The 16,953-nt window shown below is 63.9% G+C and carries 13 protein-coding genes; 3 read left to right on the plus strand and 10 right to left on the minus strand.

Annotated features, from left to right (window positions below):
* Positions 1–39: 39 nt before the first annotated feature.
* The 8 genes from OKB87_RS19225 to OKB87_RS19260 all read right to left on the minus strand — a co-directional run bounded on the left by OKB87_RS19225 (position 40) and on the right by OKB87_RS19260 (position 10,652).
* On the minus strand, positions 40–1,203 hold the full coding sequence (locus OKB87_RS19225; RefSeq protein ID WP_043164440.1) for a phosphoglycerate kinase: 1,164 nt from the start codon (positions 1,201–1,203) through the stop codon (positions 40–42).
* Positions 1,204–1,265: 62 nt separating this feature from the next.
* Entirely contained in the window at positions 1,266–2,276 is a 1,011-nt protein-coding gene (epd, locus tag OKB87_RS19230) for an erythrose-4-phosphate dehydrogenase (protein WP_010635047.1), read from the minus strand.
* A 49-nt stretch (positions 2,277–2,325) separates the two neighbouring features.
* The gene (locus OKB87_RS19235) at positions 2,326–3,255 is read right to left on the minus strand and encodes an ROK family protein (RefSeq protein ID WP_270828281.1); all 930 of its coding nucleotides are present in this window, start codon (positions 3,253–3,255) and stop codon (positions 2,326–2,328) included.
* A 180-nt stretch (positions 3,256–3,435) separates the two neighbouring features.
* Positions 3,436–4,503 carry a uroporphyrinogen decarboxylase gene (hemE, locus tag OKB87_RS19240; protein ID WP_024943205.1) on the minus strand — a complete coding sequence of 356 codons (1,068 nt, stop codon included), beginning with the start codon at positions 4,501–4,503 and terminating at the stop codon, positions 3,436–3,438.
* A gap of 155 nt (positions 4,504–4,658) precedes the next feature.
* On the minus strand, positions 4,659–5,438 hold the full coding sequence (gene nudC / locus OKB87_RS19245) for an NAD(+) diphosphatase (protein ID WP_270828282.1): 780 nt from the start codon (positions 5,436–5,438) through the stop codon (positions 4,659–4,661).
* A gap of 200 nt (positions 5,439–5,638) precedes the next feature.
* Positions 5,639–8,803: a bifunctional proline dehydrogenase/L-glutamate gamma-semialdehyde dehydrogenase PutA gene (gene putA, locus OKB87_RS19250; protein WP_270828283.1), complete on the minus strand. Its 3,165-nt coding sequence runs from the start codon at positions 8,801–8,803 to the stop codon at positions 5,639–5,641.
* A 269-nt stretch (positions 8,804–9,072) separates the two neighbouring features.
* Complete coding sequence (locus OKB87_RS19255; RefSeq protein ID WP_011704726.1) at positions 9,073–9,678, minus strand: TIGR04211 family SH3 domain-containing protein; 606 nt, start codon at positions 9,676–9,678, stop codon at positions 9,073–9,075.
* A 152-nt stretch (positions 9,679–9,830) separates the two neighbouring features.
* Positions 9,831–10,652 (minus strand): potassium channel family protein, encoded by an 822-nt coding sequence (locus OKB87_RS19260; protein WP_011704725.1) that lies wholly within the window; start codon positions 10,650–10,652, stop codon positions 9,831–9,833.
* A gap of 31 nt (positions 10,653–10,683) precedes the next feature.
* Between OKB87_RS19260 and OKB87_RS19265 the strand changes: the two genes are divergently transcribed.
* The 3 genes from OKB87_RS19265 (at position 10,684) to glnE (ending at position 15,558) form a co-directional block, all read left to right on the plus strand.
* Positions 10,684–11,934 carry a methyl-accepting chemotaxis protein gene (locus tag OKB87_RS19265; protein WP_029302409.1) on the plus strand — a complete coding sequence of 417 codons (1,251 nt, stop codon included), beginning with the start codon at positions 10,684–10,686 and terminating at the stop codon, positions 11,932–11,934.
* A 179-nt stretch (positions 11,935–12,113) separates the two neighbouring features.
* A complete protein-coding gene (locus OKB87_RS19270) occupies positions 12,114–12,554 on the plus strand; it encodes a GNAT family N-acetyltransferase (RefSeq protein WP_017410669.1) in 441 nt (146 codons plus the stop codon).
* A 130-nt stretch (positions 12,555–12,684) separates the two neighbouring features.
* Positions 12,685–15,558 carry a bifunctional [glutamate--ammonia ligase]-adenylyl-L-tyrosine phosphorylase/[glutamate--ammonia-ligase] adenylyltransferase gene (gene glnE / locus OKB87_RS19275; RefSeq protein WP_270828284.1) on the plus strand — a complete coding sequence of 958 codons (2,874 nt, stop codon included), beginning with the start codon at positions 12,685–12,687 and terminating at the stop codon, positions 15,556–15,558.
* Positions 15,559–15,608: 50 nt separating this feature from the next.
* Here glnE and OKB87_RS19280 read toward each other — a convergent pair whose 3' ends face one another.
* Both OKB87_RS19280 and OKB87_RS19285 read right to left on the minus strand, forming a co-directional pair.
* The gene (locus OKB87_RS19280; RefSeq protein WP_270828285.1) at positions 15,609–16,343 is read right to left on the minus strand and encodes an SDR family oxidoreductase; all 735 of its coding nucleotides are present in this window, start codon (positions 16,341–16,343) and stop codon (positions 15,609–15,611) included.
* Positions 16,344–16,398: 55 nt separating this feature from the next.
* Positions 16,399–16,935: a GNAT family N-acetyltransferase gene (locus tag OKB87_RS19285; protein WP_270828286.1), complete on the minus strand. Its 537-nt coding sequence runs from the start codon at positions 16,933–16,935 to the stop codon at positions 16,399–16,401.
* Between the last annotated feature and the right edge of the window lie 18 nt (positions 16,936–16,953).

The raw sequence follows: 16,953 nt of genomic DNA on the forward strand, positions 1-16,953 counted from the left end.
AAACGAAACGGGAGGCTTTTGCCCCCCGTCTCGGGTCAATTAGGCTTTGGCGCGCTGTTCCAGAATCGCAACAGCCGGCAGTACCTTGCCTTCCACGAACTCCAGGAAGGCGCCGCCGCCGGTGGAGATGTAGGAGACCTTATCGGCGATGCCGAACTTGTCGATGGCAGCCAGGGTGTCACCACCGCCAGCGATGGAGAAGGCCGGAGAAGCAGCGATGGCTTCGGCGATCACCTTGGTGCCTTCAGCGAACTGGTCGAACTCGAACACGCCGACCGGGCCGTTCCACAGGATGGTCTTGGCGTTCATGATGATGTCGGCTAGGGCCTTGGCAGAGTCAGGGCCGATGTCGAAGATCATGTCGCCGTCGGTCACGTCAGCGACGGACTTGATGGTGGCCGGGGTGGACTCGGAGAACTCGGCACCGACAACCACGTCGGTGGTCACCGGGATGTTGGTTTCGGCAGCCAGTTTCTTGGCGGTGTCGATCAGGTCGTGCTCGCACAGGGACTTGCCGACGTTGTGACCGGCAGCAGCGATGAAGGTGTTGGCGATGCCACCACCGACCACCAGCTGGTCAGCGATCTTGGAGAGGGATTCCAGTACGGTCAGCTTGGTGGAGACCTTGGAGCCGCCAACAATGGCAACCATCGGGCGCTCAGGCTTCAGCATGGCTTTGCCCAGGGCTTCCAGTTCACCCGCCAGCAGCGGGCCGGCACAGGCGACCGGTGCGAACTGGGCCACACCGTAGGTGGAGCCTTCGGCGCGGTGAGCAGTACCGAACGCATCCATTACAAAGACGTCACACAGGGCGGCGTATTTTTTGGCCAGCTCTTCGGTGTTCTTCTTCTCGCCTTTGTTGAAGCGGCAGTTTTCCAGCACAACCAGCTCACCGGCGGCGACGTCTACGCCATCCAGGTAGTCTTTGGCCAGACGAACCGGGCAGGACAGTGCGTCTTTCAGATAGTTGACAACCGGAGCCAGGGAGAATTCTTCGTTGTATTCACCCTCGGTCGGACGACCCAGGTGGGAGGTGATCATCAGCTTGGCGCCCTTTTCCAGAGCCAGCTTGATGGTCGGCAGAGTCGCCACGATACGTGCATCGGAGGTGACCTTGCCGTCTTTTACCGGCACGTTCAGGTCAGCACGGATCAGAACGCGTTTGCCCGCCAGATCCAGGTCAGTCATCTTGATAACAGACATATTCAGTCCTCTATATTTTCAGGTAATGTTAAAAACAGTAACCTTGCGCCCGGTGCAGGCTCTCAGCCTGCGGCCATCATGGCCCGGGTGGTATCCAGCATGCGGTTGGCGAAGCCCCATTCGTTATCACACCACATCAACATCTTGACGAGGTTGGCATCGCTGACCCGGGTCTGGGTACCATCAATGATGCAGGAGTGAGCATCATGATTAAAGTCTACGGAGACCAGTGGCTCTTCCGTGTAATCCAGAATACCGCTTAATGTACCTCTGGATGCCCGTTGCAGGGCTTGATTTACGTCAGTAACCGTCACTTTTTTACGAACAGTAATACTGAGATCCATTGCCGTTACATTGATGGTCGGTACCCGTACCGCGATAGCCTCGAACTTGCCGGCGAAGTGGGGGAGGATCCGCTCCAACCCCTTGGCCAGCTTGGTATCCACCGGGATGATGGACTGGCTGGCAGCGCGGGTTCGACGCAAGTCGCTGTGGTAGGCATCGATGACTTGCTGATCATGCATGGCCGAATGAATTGTCGTAATAGTACCACAATTTATCTCGAATTCTCGATGCAATGTTTCGATGACGGGGACCACGCAGTTGGTGGTGCAGGAGGCATTGGAGACGATCCGCTCGCGCCCGGTCAGCACCTGATGGTTGACCCCGTAGACGATGGTGGCGTCCACGTCCGCCTCGGCCGGATGGGAGAACAACACCTTGCCCGCCCCCGCCGCCAGATGCAGCTCGGCATCGGCCCGCGAGCCAAACACCCCGGTGCAGTCCAGCACCACGTCCACTCCCAGCGCTCGCCACGGCAAGCGCGACGGATCCCGCTCGGCGAACAGGGAGATGAGATCCTCCCCCACCAGCATGCTGTTGCCGGCCAGCTGCACCGGATGGTGGAAGCGACCGTGGCTGGTGTCGAAGCGGGTCAGGTGCACCATGGCCTCGGGGGCGGCCAGCTCGTTGATGGCCACTATCTTGATGTTCTTGTCGCGGCCGCTCTCGTAGAGGGCCCGCAGCACGTTGCGGCCGATCCGCCCGTACCCGTTGATGGCAATCTTGATCATGAAAACTCTGGGTCCTTAACTGGGACAAAGGGACAAGCGGATGGCTGACTCACGACAGCAAAGCATCCTGAAATTCACCGCGGGCCAGCAGTGCCGCCCCGAATACCCCGGCGCTGTCCCCCAGGGCTGGAGCAATAATGGGGGTGGCGAAGCGGGGATTAAAGAGGAAGGGCAAAATAGTCTCCCGTCCCACGCTGTACAGGCTCTGCACGTTGCCGACCCCACCGCCAATGACGATCACATCCGGATCCAGGATGTTGACCACGTTGGCAAGCGCTTGGCCAAACAGCAGATGCAGCCGATCGATGGTGAGCTTGGCCACGTGGTCGTGAGCCGTCGCCGCCGCTATCTTGGCCAGCGAGAGGTGACGCTTGGCCTTGGCCTCGTACCAGGCCTCCAGCGCCGGGCCGCTGATGAAGGTCTCGACGCAGCCGCGCTTGCCGCAGTAGCACTCGGGGCCGTCGGGGGAGAGCACGTTGTGGCCCCACTCGCCAGCAATGCCGTGGTGACCGTTGAGGATGCGACCGTTGATGACGATGCCGGAGCCCACTCCGGTGCCCATGATGATGCCGAACACTACCTTGGCATCAGGGTGGTGCTGGCGCACCGCCCCCAGATGGGTTTCCGCCAGCGCGAAGCAGTTGGCGTCGTTGGCAATCAGCACCGGCACACCCAATTTGCGTTCCAGATCTTCCTTGAACGGCTTGCCGTTGAGCTCGGTGGTGTTGCAGTTCTTCATCAGGCCGGTTTGCGGATCCCGCGCCCCCGGCGTCCCCATGCCGATGAGGGTCGGCCGCTGACCGATCTTCTCGGCGCACTCTGCCACCAGTTTGGCGATCTGGCCGATCATGTGGTCATAACCGCCGGCACGCTCGGTGGGAATGCGATGGCGCAGCAGCACCTCGTCCCCGTCCAGTACCACGCATTCGCACTTGGTACCGCCAAGGTCGATACCCCAATCCAACAACCTGTTGCTCATCCTGCCTCCAGCCATGACCTTGGGGCGTCAGGCCCGGGTGCACCTTGCCGTGCCCGCCTGCAGCCGACCGCCCGCTACCGGGTTGCAGTGTAACCCGAGCGGCGGTCAGGATGCAGCCCCCGTCGCGGGCAGCAAAACGGGGCCCGCAGGCCCCGTTGTTCACTGTGCTGTCGGCGGCGCTCAGCGGCCGTGGTACTGAGCGGACAGCTCGTGTACCGCGTTGACGAACACGCCGGCATGCTCCGGGTTCACATCCTGATGGATGCCGTGACCCAAGTTGAAGACGTGGCCGTTGCCGTGACCGAAACCGGCCAGGATGGAGGCGACCTCTTCACGGATGCGGGCCGGGCTCGCGTAGAGCATGGAGGGGTCCATGTTGCCCTGCAGCGCCACCTTGTCGCCGACCCGGCGTTTGGCGTCGGCGATGTCGGTGGTCCAGTCCAGACCCAGCGCATCGCAACCGGTAGCGGCGATCTGCTCCAGCCACTGGCCACCGTTCTTGGTGAACAGGGTGACCGGCACGCGGCGACCATCGTGCTCGCGAATGAGGCCGTCGACGATCTTGTGCATGTATTGCAGGGAGAAGTCGCGGTAGTCGCGCGGGGTGAGCACGCCGCCCCAGGTGTCGAACACCATGACCGCCTGGGCACCCGCCTTGATCTGGGCGTTCAGATAAGCAATCACGCTGTCGGCCAGCTTGTCGAGCAGCAGGTGCAGGGTCATGGGCTCTGCATACATCATCTGCTTGATCTTGGTGAACGCCTTGGAGCTGCCCCCCTCCACCATGTAGGTGGCCAGGGTCCAGGGGCTGCCGGAGAAGCCGATGAGCGGCACTTCGCCCTTGAGCTCGCGGCGGATGGTGCGCACCGCGTTCATCACGTAGCCGAGTTCATCTTCCGGATCCGGCACCGGCAGCGCCTGCACATCGGCCATGGAGGTGATCGGACGCTCGAAGCGCGGGCCTTCACCCTGCTCGAAGTAGAGACCCAGCCCCATGGCATCGGGCACGGTGAGAATGTCGGAGAAGAGGATGGCGGCATCGAGTGGATAGCGGCGCAGCGGCTGCAGGGTGACTTCACAAGCCAGCTCGGCGTTACGGCACAGGGACATGAAATCCCCCGCCTGGGCGCGCGTGGCCTTGTATTCCGGCAGATAGCGGCCAGCCTGGCGCATCATCCATACCGGGGTCATGTCCACTTCCTGGCGCAGCAGGGCACGCAGGTAACGATCGTTCTTCAGCTCTTTCATCCCAGTTCCTGAGTCATATCCAGCATAAAATGGCGGATATGATACCACTTTGTACGCGGCGGGGGGCGGCTCAAACGCCTGCCGCCGCCGTTGGAGTGCAAAGATGTGAAGGCGCGCAAACAAGCGCCCCGTTTTTTGCCAGGCTCAACCCGACCTCAGCCCGCCTCGCCCAGGCTCTGCTCGATCAGCCGCCGCGCTATGGTGCCGTGGGGCGGCAGCCGCGGCAGCCGGTCTGCCTCGAAGAAGTCGGCGGCCACCAGCTCCTCGTCCTGCACCCGGATCTCGCCACTCTCATAATCGGCGGTGAAGCCCATCATCAGGCTGTGGGGGAAGGGCCAGGGCTGGCTCGCCACGTAACGCACGTTGCGCACCCGGATGCCGCTCTCCTCAAACACCTCCCGCGCCACGCACTGTTCGAGATTCTCCCCTGCCTCCACGAAGCCTGCCAGCACGGTATACATGGGATCCTCGGCCTGATAGTGACGGCGGTGGGCCGCCAGCAAGATGGCGGGCCCCTTGCGTACCGCCACGATGATGCAGGGGGAGATGCGCGGATAGACGACGTGGCCATGGCGGCACCCTTGCGCCCACTCCCCCGCCTTCGGGCTCATGGGGGTACCGCACTCGCCGCAGAAACGGTGGGTGCGGCGAAAGGTGACGAGCTGCCAGGCGCGGCCGGCCAGCTGAAAGCCCGTTTCATCACCGGCCACCATCAGCTGGCGCAGGGGGGTCAGGGCCTCGGTGTCAGCCGCCTCCCCCAGATCCAGCAGCAGGCAGGGCAGCCCGTCCCACTCATCAAAGCGCTCAAAGGCGGCATGCTGCAAGTGGCTGGGCAGACAGGCACGGGGGCCTTGTGGAATGCGCCCCTGGTCATCCAGCAGGACGAGGTGATCGCCCCCCAGCACGAACCAGCGGGCCTGTTCGGTTAATGGCATAGATGCAGCACTCTTTGTTGTGACGTCGGTCGGAATGCGCGCCCGGGGCTGGGCGGCGGTGACGGATGAAAGCGACAACCGGCCACCATATTAAGACGCGGCAAGCCGGGTGGCGACCCCAAGATGGCGGCTTTTCAATGCTCATGAGAACGCCCATGAAAAAGGCCGCCCGCAGGCGGCCTGATGTCGGTCACGGTCGATCAGGCGTCGCCCATCGCCAGCAGGGAGGCGTTGCCGCCCACCGCCGTGGTGTTGATGGTGCGGGTCTTCTCGGTAATGAAACGGCTCAGGTAGTGGGGGCCGCCCGCCTTGGGACCGGTGCCGGAGAGGCCCTGCCCGCCGAACGGCTGCACCCCGACCATGGCGCCGATCTGGTTGCGGTTGATGTAGACGTTGCCCACGTTGATGCGGCTCGCCAGCTCCTCGGCATGGGATTCGTTGCGGCTGTGGATCCCCAGCGTCAGGCCGTAACCGGTGCCGTTGATATCGCCGATCACCTTGTCCAGCTCCCGGGCGGCGTAGCGCACCACGTGCAGGATGGGGCCGAACTGCTCGCGGGTCAGCTCGCGGATGGAGCCGATCTCCAGCGCGGTCGGCTGCACGAAGTGGCCCCCCAGGGTCACGGCCGGCATCGGCGCCTGGGCGATCAGGCGGGCACGCGGGATCATGTGCACCAGGTGCGCATCCAGCCCGACCTTGGCCTCGGCGTCGATGACCGGGCCCACGTCGGTGTTGTGCTCGGCCGGGTTGCCCACTTTGAGCTCCTGCAGGGCACCGGTCAAAATCTCCAGCACCCGCGGCGCGATCTCTTCCTGCAGGTAGAGCACCCGCAGGGCGGAGCAGCGCTGGCCGGCGCTCTGGAAGGCGGCGCTCACCACGTCGCGCACCACCTGCTCCGGCAGGGCGGTGGAGTCGACGATCATGGCGTTCTGACCGCCAGTCTCGGCGATGAGCGGCAGGATGGCGCCATCGCGCTGGGCCAGAGTCATGTTGATGAGCTTGGCGGTCTCGGTGGAGCCGGTGAAGCAGACACCGCCGATGCGGGCATCCGCCGTCAGCTTGGCACCCACGGTGGCGCCGTCACCCGGCAGCAGTTGCAGCACGTCACCGGGAATGCCGGCCTGATGAGCCAGGGTCACCGCCAGGTGGGCGATGAGACCGGTCTGCTCGGCAGGCTTGGCGATGACGGTGTTGCCGGTGGCCAGCGCCGCGGCGACTTGTCCCAGGAAAATCGCCAGCGGGAAGTTCCACGGGCTGATGCAGACGAACACGCCGCGTCCCTGCAGAAACAGCTCGTTCATCTCGCCGGTGTAACCCGGCAGCAGGGTCGCCTGCCCCATCAGGCCACGGGCCTGCACCGCGTAGTAGCGACAGAAGTCCACCGCCTCGCGCACCTCGTCGATGCCGTCCTGCAGCAGCTTGCCCGCCTCGCGGGTACAGAGGGAGATGAACTGCTCGCGGTTCGCTTCCAGCAGATCCGCCAGCTTCTCAAGGGCGGCGGCACGCTCGCTCACCGGGGTCTCGCGCCAGCGCGGGAAGGCGGCATGGGCCGAGGCCAGCGCCTGCTCCACCGCCTGCTCGTCGGCCCAGTGGATCTTGCCGACGGTCAGGCTCACATCCTGCGGACTCAACACCACGCGGGCTTCGTTACGCTTGAGGGTCTCGCCATCGACGATGGGGCCCGCCAGCCACTGCTTGTTCTCCAGCTCTTTCAGCTTGGCGAAGAAGGGACGCTGGATGGAGACGATGTTCATGTTGACGCCGCTGGAGTTCTTGCGGTCGCTGAACAGGTTCACCGGCTGCGGAATGCGATCGTTCGCCAGGCTGGAGTAACGCTTGAGGGTGCGCAGCGGGTGTTCGGCCAGGGAATCGACCGGGGTGTTGGGATCCACCAGCTTGTGGACGAAGGAGGTGTTGGCCCCGTTCTCCAGCAGGCGGCGCACCAGGTAGGGCAGCAGATCCTTGTGGGCACCCACAGGCGCATAGATGCGGCAGTGCAGGCCGGGATGTTCGTTCAGTACGGCGTTGTGCAGCTCCTCCCCCATGCCGTGCAGGCGCTGGAATTCAAACTGGCGATCGCCGGCCATCTCCAGAATGCTGACCACGGTATTGGCGTTGTGGGTGGCGAACTGGGGCGAGATGAAGCCGCGGGTCGCCTCGCTCAGCAGGTAGCGGGCGCAGGCAAGGTAGGAGATGTCGGTGCCCGCCTTGCGGGTAAACAGCGGGTAGCCGGGCAGGCCGGCCTGCTGGGCATATTTCAGCTCGCTGTCCCAGTAGGCGCCCTTCACCAGCCGCACCGGAATGAGGTCTCCCTGCTCGCGGGCCAGCCCGGTCAACCAGCAGAGCACCGGCAGGGCTCGCTTGGAGTAAGCCTGCACCACCATGCCGAGCTTGCCCCAGCCGCGGTTCGCCTCGGAACGATAGAGCTGCTCGAACAAGTCCAGCGACAGCTCGAGGCGGTCCATCTCTTCGGCGTCGATGCTGATGGCCACGTCCTTGTCACGGGCGAGGCGCACCAGTCCCACCAGCCGCTCGCACATTTCGCCGAGCACCCGCTCGCGGTTGGCCACATCATAACGGGGATGGAGCGCCGACAGCTTGATGGAGATGGAGGGGGCCGGGCCGCCGTCGCTGATGCGTTCGTTGCCCACCGCCTCGATGGCGCGCTGGTAGTCACCGAAATACTTGTCGGCATCGGCCAGGGTCAGGGCGGACTCCCCCAACATGTCGTAGGTGTGGGTGTAACCCTTCTCGCGGGGCTTGCGGCTCGCCTTGAGGGCTTCCTTCATGTCGCGCCCCAGCACGAACTGCTTGCCCATGATCTTCATGGCGGCGTACATGGCGGAGCGCACCACCGGCTCCCCCAACTTGTTGACCATGCGGCCCAGCAGGTTGGCCGGGTTGCCGTCCAGCTTCTTGTCCAGCTTGATGATCTTGCCGGTCAGCATCAGCCCCCAGGTGGAGGCGTTCACCAGGGTGGAGTCGCTCTTGCGAAAATGGGACGACCAGTTGGCGCCGGAGAGCTTGTCCTTGATCAGGGCATCGGCGGTCTCGGCATCGGGAATGCGCAGCAGCGCCTCCGCCAGGCACATCAGGATGATCCCCTCCTGGGTATCCAGGCTGTACTCCTGCAAGAAGGCATCGATGCCGTCGCCGGAGCCGCTCTCCTTGCGCACCTTGGTCACCAGGGTGCGGGCACGCTGGGTCACCCGTTCCAGCGAGGCGCCATCCCCCGGCAGCATGGCCGACAGCTCGGCCAGATAGGCATTTTCATCCACCACGTAGTTCTGGGTGATGGCTTCGCGCAGGGCGGCCAGATCGGAGGGAACATAGTCAGCGGCAAGCACTTGGGTAGCTTTGAACATATGGGGTCTTCCTGTACGCCCTAGGGCTGATATCGACGAAGGCGGCCGTGCCGCCGAAACGCCGATAATGTATACAATATCGACCCATAGATGAAATGAAATTGTTGCCTGTTATTAACAAAGATCGCTGATTGGCTCATATGACGCACGATATCGGCCCCATATGCTAACCAGGCAAAATTCATCGCCTTATTTTGTATACAATTTTTCTCAAGGCAAAAAAGAAGGGTCGCCATGGCGACCCTTCACTCTGCTTCCGACAGCCGTTGTCAGTTCATCCAGCGATCGCCGCGGCTGCGACGACGGGGCAGCATGGGCAACAGGATGCCGAGCAGGATGCCGCCACCCACCATGGCACCACCGCGGATGAACCAGTCCATCTGCATGTCGTGCTCCTGGTTGTCGTAGCTCTGGGTCAGGGCGTCGTTCTGCTCTTTGAGATTGCCCATCTCCTCGCTCTGGCTGGCCAGCTGAGCCTTCAGGCTGGCGATCTCCTTGCTCTGCTCGGCGATCTTGCCATCCTTCTCGGTGAAGCGTTTCTCGTTGTCACCGTTGAGGTTCAGCAGGCGGGCCTTGGCCTCTTCCAGCTCTTTTTGCACCTGGGGCAGCCGTTCGCGCAGGCTGATCTCGCCCTGCAGCTCGCTGCTCTTGATCCAGCCTTCACGGCCACGACCATCCACCACCTGGGTGAAACCGGCTTCGTTGTTCACAGCCTTGACGTCCAGCGGCTCACCCGCCTTGACGCTGCCAAGGATCCGGTACTGGGTACCCGGACCATTGTGAATAAAGGTAAAGATGTTGTCTGAAACATAACGGGTATCGGCCAGTGCCTGTTGGGCACACAAGCAGATCAGGATCCCGAGAAGGGCGCGCATGGTCGATCGGTTCTCTTCGTTTGGTTAGGTGACTGGCGAATGTTAAGCCGCCTGCGGGTCAAAGGACAAGCAAAGAAAAGTGGCGCCCCCCGAGCTGAGAGCTGGCTCGCAACTTGTCTGCGCCGCGACGCGACCATTCCGGACGCCGCTGCCTATTTCTGTTTCAGTGCCTTTACCTCGTCCCGCAGGGCACGCAGCTCCTGCAACAACAGATCCTGCTGCGCACTCTGGTGATGGCGCCACTTCTCCAGCTCGCCATCCCCCCGCCCCGGCTGCAGAAACAGGCTGGCCATGAAACCGCTGATGGCGCCGAACAGGCCGACCCCGAACAGGATCAGCAGGCTGGCGACGAAACGCCCTTGCTCCGTCTTGGGCACCAGATCGCCGTACCCCACGGTCGACAGGGTCACCAGCGTCCACCAGAAGGCATCGTAGGGGGTCTGGATCTGGCTGCCGGGCTGGCCCGATTCGATCAGATACATGACCCCGGAACCGACCCCCAGCAGCAGGAAGAACAGGAACAGGATGCCGGAGAGGGTGGTCTCGTTGCGCTCGCGACGGAACATGGCCCAGAGATCCGGGTGCTCCTTGAACAACTGATAGACCCGCCACAGCTGCAGCAGACGGGCCCAGCGCAACTGCTCCACCATCGGCAGGCTGCCCGGCAGATAGAACCAGTTGGCCTTGAAGAAGGCCATCCGGTCGGAGGCTCGGGCCCAGCCATAGGCGAAGTGGGCGAGGAAGAAGTAGCAGATCAGGCTGTCGACGTCATAGAACAGCTGCAGGGTCTGGGGGGTGAGCTGGGCATGCCCCCACCAGCGGGCCGTGACCAGCAAAACCGAGATCACCGACAGAAACGCCATCAGCAGATCCATGGCGCGCAGATGAGTTAAGTGATGTCGCATACATTTTCCCACTTTAGGCACGGTGCGAATTAATAAAAAGGAAGATAATGCCGATAGTCCTGAGGACAAAGGAAAACCGGTCATTAAAAGGAGAAATATTATGCAGTTAAACCCGCTGGAGAGGCGAATGAGCAATATCCGGCTGGTACCCAAAGTGGTACTGCTCATGGTGTTCAGTACTGTGCTGCTGCTGGTCAAGCTCTGGTTCGACGCCAGCAATCTGGAAACCACCCTGCTCAGCGAAGGCATCGCGCCCGACAAGGCGGACACTATCGCCAACAGCCTGCTCTGGACCGGGTTGATGGAGACCGCCATCATGGGGCTGCTGTTCGTGGTGCTGCTGCTGACCGGCTCGCGCCTGATGGTCAAGCAGGTGCACTATCTGGTGGGCCTGCTGGAGCGCTTCGCCCGCAAGGATCTGAGCCACCGGGTGCTGCTCAAGTCCCGTGACGAGTTCGGTGACATCGCCAAGGCGGTGGCCCACTCCCAGGAGAACCTCAAGGAGGTGTTCGGCACCCAGCGCGTCGCCTGCAAGGAGCTCAACGACATCGCCTCCCAGGTCACCCTTTGCATGGAGGAGGCCAACGAGGCCATCAGCGAGGAGTTCACCCAGATTGAGCAACTGGCCAGCGCCATGAGCCAGATGGTGGGCGCCATTCGCGAGGTGGCCGCCCATGCGGAGCAGGCCTCCCACGCCACCGCCGAGACCAGCCTGCTGGCCGAGGAGGGCAGCCGCTGCGTGGCCGCCACCGTCAATACCATAGATACCCTCTCCGGCAACATTCAGCGCTCCTCCACCGTGGTCAATCAGGTGGAACAGGGGGTCGAGCAGATTGGCTCCGTCGTGGATACCATTCGCGGCATCTCGGAGCAGACCAACCTGCTGGCGCTGAACGCCGCCATCGAAGCCGCCCGCGCCGGCGAGGCCGGCCGCGGCTTCGCGGTGGTCGCCTCCGAGGTGCGCGAACTGGCCAACCGGGCCCAGGCCGCCACCGTCGAGATCCAGAAGATGATCGAGCAGTTGCAGGGCAACGCCCGCCAGGCCGCCGAACTGATGGCCCAGAGCGTGCAGCAGGCCGACAAGGGGGTGGAACAGGTGACCCAAGCCGGCGACCAGCTCGCTACCATAGTGCAGAGGGTACAAGGGGTGGCCGACATGAACCGCCAGATCGCCGCCGCCTCCGAGCAGCAGAGCTCGGTGGCCGAGGAAATGAGCGGCAACCTGGAGCAGGTCAAGCAGGTGGTGGAGGGCTCCGTGGTGGTGCTGCGCGAGCTGCAGGAGGCCTCCGAACTGGTGGAGCGCCACAGCCAGACCCTGGATACCCATATCCAGGCCTTCAAACTGGCCTGACGGGCGTCATCTCACCGACAGGAAGGGATGGCTCAGCACAGCCAGCCCCTGGACAGCACTCATCATTCAGGTCTTCAAACTGGCCTGACACAGGGCCGCTGTTGTTGAACGTCGCAATCCGGTTAGACTGGAAGGCCCCACGAGGGGCCTTTCTTTTTTCATCGCGGCAAGGAGCCAGGATGCAAACCACAGAACTTGCGCTTGAAATCAGCGCCGACAAGGGACGGCTCGACGTGCCGCTGATCCACCGCTTCTTGTCTGAAGAGGCCTACTGGTGTCGCGGCATTCCCCTTGCCACCCTGCAGCGGGCCATCAACCATTCGCTCTGCTTTGGCGGCTACCTCGGCGCTCAGCAGGTCGCCTTCGCCCGGGTCATCACCGACCGGGCCACCTTCGGCTATCTGGCCGACGTGTTTGTCCTGCCTGAGCATCGCGGCCGGGGCTACAGCAAGGCGCTGGTGGCGGCCATGCTCGACCATCCCGAGTTGCAGGGATTGCGTCGCCTCTCCCTCGCCACCTCGGATGCCCACGGCCTCTACGCCGGTTTCGGCTTCGTGCCGCCAGCAAGCCCCGGCAGCCTGATGGAGATCTACCACCCCGATATCTACCAGCGCACCTGAATGGCCGGCTGCCGATAATTCCCGCCGGATCATGCTTCTCGCCCCTGCACTGTGACGCGGGGGCCCGACAGTGCTAGATTGGCAGCCAGCTTTTTATCCGGCAGTTTCGTTAATCACAAGGACGGCAACCGTGGCCCAGCACTCTCCCTCTTTCTCCGCCTTCTCCCCCCTGCTGCAGGAGCTGGCCCAGCGCCACTGGCAACGGCTGACTGAACTGGCCCCCGACTACGGCACGCTGCCCGAGCCGGTGCGTCAGACCCTGTTGACCCTGCTCGGTCTCTCCGATTTTGTCGCCGACTCCCTCTTCAAACAACCGGAGTTGCTGACCGAGCTGCTCGCCTCCGGGGAGCTGGAGCAGGCCGAGCGCTGGCCCGCCTACCAGCACGATCTGACCGCCCTGCTGGCCGAGGTGGATGACGAGGAGGCGCTCAAGCGCATCCTGCGCCAGTTCCGTCGCAGCCGCATGCTGGTGATCGCCTGGCGCGAGCTGCTGGGCCATGCGGCGGTGGAAGAGAGCTTTGTCCATCTCACCAGACTGGCGGATGCCCTCATCTGCGCGGCCCGCGACTGGCTCTACGCCAAGCAGTGCGGCGAGCTGGGCACCCCGATGGATGGCAACGGCAACCCGCAGCCGCTGCTGATCCTCGGCATGGGCAAGCTGGGGGGCGGCGAGCTCAACTTCTCCTCGGACATCGACCTTATCTTCACCTTCCCCGAGAACGGCTACACGGTCGGCGGGCGGCGCGAGCTCGCCAACCAGCAATTCTTCATCAAGCTGGGCCAGCGCATCATCAACGCCCTGCACCAGAGCACGGTCGACGGCCAGGTGTTTCGGGTCGACATGCGGCTGCGCCCCTTTGGCGACGCGGGGCCGCTCGCCATCTCGTTTGCCGCCATGGAGGATTACTACCAGCACCACGGCCGCAACTGGGAGCGCTACGCCATGGTCAAGGCGCGGGTGCTGGGGCCCCAGTGCGAACATGCAGTGGAGCTGGCCGAGATGCTGCGCCCCTTCGTGTTTCGCCGCTATATCGACTTCGGCGTCATCGACGGCCTGCGCCAGATGAAGGCGATGATCGCCGCCGAGGTGCGCCGCAAGGGGCTGGAGGGCAACATCAAGCTGGGGGCCGGCGGCATTCGCGAAGTGGAGTTCATCGCCCAGGCGCTGCAACTTATTCGCGGCGGGCGTGAGCCGGCGCTGCGGGTGCGCCACCTGCCGGAGGCGCTGGCCGCCATCGCCCAGTGCGGCGCCCTCGAGTCCGCCCATTGCGAGCGCCTGCTGACGGCCTACCGCTTCCTGCGCCGGGTCGAGAACATCTTGCAGGAGATCGGCGATCAGCAGACCCAGACCCTGCCCACCGAGGAGCGGGATCGCCAGCGACTCGTCGCCGCCCTCGGCTTTGCTGACTGGGGTGCCTTTATGGCTCATCTCGATCAGGAGATGGCGGCCGTCCATCAGGAGTTCGCCGCAGTGGTGGGGGAAGAGAAAGAGGCCCCCGCCCATCTGGAGCAGCTCTGGCTCGATCTGTGGCGCACCGAGCTCGACGCCGCCGAGCTGGAGCAACTGCTGACCGCGCAGGGGGTGGCCGAGCCCGCCCCGCTCTGCACCGCCCTGCTGCGTTTCAAGGAGGAGTACAAGCGCCGTCAGGTCGGCCCGCAGGGGCGCATCGCGCTGGACTGGCTGATGCCGGAGCTGCTGCGACTGGTGGTCGCCAGCGAGCAGCCCGCCCGCCTGTTCGAGCGAGTCTGTGAGCTGCTCACCCGCATCTTCACCCGCAGCGCCTATCTGCAGCTGCTGGCGGAAAACCCGGGCGCCCTGCGCCAGCTGGTGCGGCTGTGTGACGCCAGCCATCTGGTGAGCGAGCAGCTGGCCCGCTACCCGATTTTGCTGGACGAGCTGCTCGATCCCCAGCACCTCTATCACCCCACCCCGCTCGATCAGTACAAGCCCCAGCTGCGCCAGTTCCTGCTGCGCATCCCCGAAGAGGACGTAGAGCAGCAGATGGAGGCGCTGCGCCAGTTCAAGCAGGTGCAGCTGCTGCGCATCGTGGCGGCCGACATCGCCGGCGCCCTGCCGCTGATGAAGGTGAGCGACCACCTCACCTGGCTGGCGGAGGCGATCACCGAAGAGGTGGTCAATCAGGCCTGGGCCCAGATGAGCGAACGCTACGGGGTGCCGCCCGAGGTGGCGGTGAGCGGCCAGCGCGGCTTTGCGGTGGTGGCCTACGGCAAGCTGGGCGGCATCGAACTCGGTTACGGCTCGGATCTCGACCTGGTGTTCCTGCACGGCGGTGACCCCAACAGCTACACCGACGGGCGCAAGCCCATCGACAGCCGCCAGTTCTACCTGCGCCTGGCCCAGCGGATCCTGCACCTGTTCAGCACCCGCACCCCGTCCGGCATCCTCTACGAAATCGACATGCGGCTGCGCCCCTCCGGCGACTCCGGCCTGCTGGTCTCGTCGCTGTCGGCCTACGAGCTGTATCAGCAAAACGAGGCCTGGACCTGGGAGCATCAGGCGCTGGTACGGGCTCGCCCCATCTATGGCGATGAAGCTGTGATCGCCGAGTTTACCCGCATCCGCCGCGCCGTGCTGGCCAAGGAGCGCGAGCTGCCGACCCTGGCCCGCGAGGTGCGCGAGATGCGCCACAAGATGCGGGATCACCTGCTCAAAGCCGGTGCCGGCGAGTTCGATCTCAAGCAGTCTCCCGGCGGCATGGTGGACATCGAATTCATCGCCCAGTACCTGGTGCTGGCCCATGCCTGCGGCGAACCCGAAGCGCTCACCCGCTGGTCCGATAACGTGCGCATCTTCGATGAGTGCGTGCTGGCGGGGGTACTCACGCTGGAGCAGGCAGAGGGGCTCAAGCACGCCTATCTGGAGATCCGCAACCTCGGCCATCGCCTCAACCTCTCCGAGGTCTCCCGCAAGGTTGGCGACGACAGGCTGCTGCCGGAGCGCGGCCATGTGCTGGCGGTCTGGCAACAGCTGCTGGGGGAATAAACCGAAGGGGCGCCGAGGCGCCCCTTGTTGTATTCACTCTCGGGTCGGGGTCAGCGCCCGCCGGCCACGTCGATGAAGGTGCCGGTGACGTAGGAAGCCTCGTCTGACAGCAGCCAGGCGATGGCGGCAGCCACCTCGGCCGGCTGACCACCCCGTTGCAGCGGGATCTGCCCCTTCACCCGGTCGACCCGACCGGGCTCGCCGCCGTCGGCGTGCATGTCGGTATAGATAAAACCCGGACGCACCCCGTTGACCCGGATCCCCTGGGCCGCCACCTCCAGCGACAACCCCCTGGTCAGCACGTCGACGGCCCCCTTGGCGGCGGCATAGTCCACGTACTCCCCCGCCGAACCCAGCCGGGCGGCGGCCGAGGAGACATTGACGATGGCGCCCCCCGCCGTCATCCGGCGCACTGCCTCACGGCAGCAGAGAAAGCAGCTGGTGACATTGGTGGTCAGGGTCTGGTTGATGCGCTCGGCGCTCATCTCCAGCACCCGCATCTGCGGCTGCAGCCTGCCGGCGTTGTTGACCAGATGGGTGATGGGGCCAAGCCGCGCGTCCATCTCCTCGAACAGACGCACCACCTCTGCCTCCACCCCGACATCGGCCTGCACCGCGATGCAGCGGACCGGATAGTGGGCCAGGATCTCGGCCACCAGCGCCTCGGCACTGCCCTTGTCATGGCGATAGTTGAGGCACAGATGATAGCCCTGCCCCGCCAGATGGCGGGCGGTGGCGGCGCCAATGCCTCTGCCGCCGCCAGTGATCAGCACCCGTTTGTTCATGGACCCTCCTGGTCGTGTGGCGCATGGTGGCACTGCGAGATGGATGGCAGCCGCGTCAGACCGGGCCGTGATCCATCACAGTCTCCACCAGCACCTTGTTGAAGCGCTTATAGCCCTGCTCATCGAGCGGGGCCGGATAGCTCAGCACCCGCAACGCATGTCCTTCACAATCTGGCTGATAGGGCGGGTGCACGTGGTCATGCTCGTTCAGGCAAAAACCCAGCGACTGGTAGAAGCGCAGCCGGCGCAGGGCGATCTCGTCCTCTGGCGGGTCTATCTCCAGGATGACGGGGCGCCCCGCCGTCTCGCAAAAGGCGGCAAGCAGGCGTGAGCCGTGGTTCTGGCCGCGCAGGGCCGGGTTGATGGCCAGGTGTTCGATGTAGATCTGCTCGCCGCAGTCCCACCAGAAGATAAAGCCGAGCAGCTGCTCGCCCTGATAAAAGAGCTGACAGTGAAAGCGCGAGTCTCCCATCTTGAGCTCTTGATGCTGCGGCTGGCGCTGTTCGTAACGGGGAAAGCTGCTGCCATAGATCTGCCAGACCAGCGGCCAGTCCGGATGGGATATCTCTCTTACGGTTTCACTTCGACTCATTCATCTACTCCTTGGTAA

Origin of the sequence: Aeromonas sp. Y318-1 (genome assembly GCF_027706125.1) — a bacterium.
GTDB lineage: Bacteria > Pseudomonadota > Gammaproteobacteria > Enterobacterales > Aeromonadaceae > Aeromonas > Aeromonas hydrophila.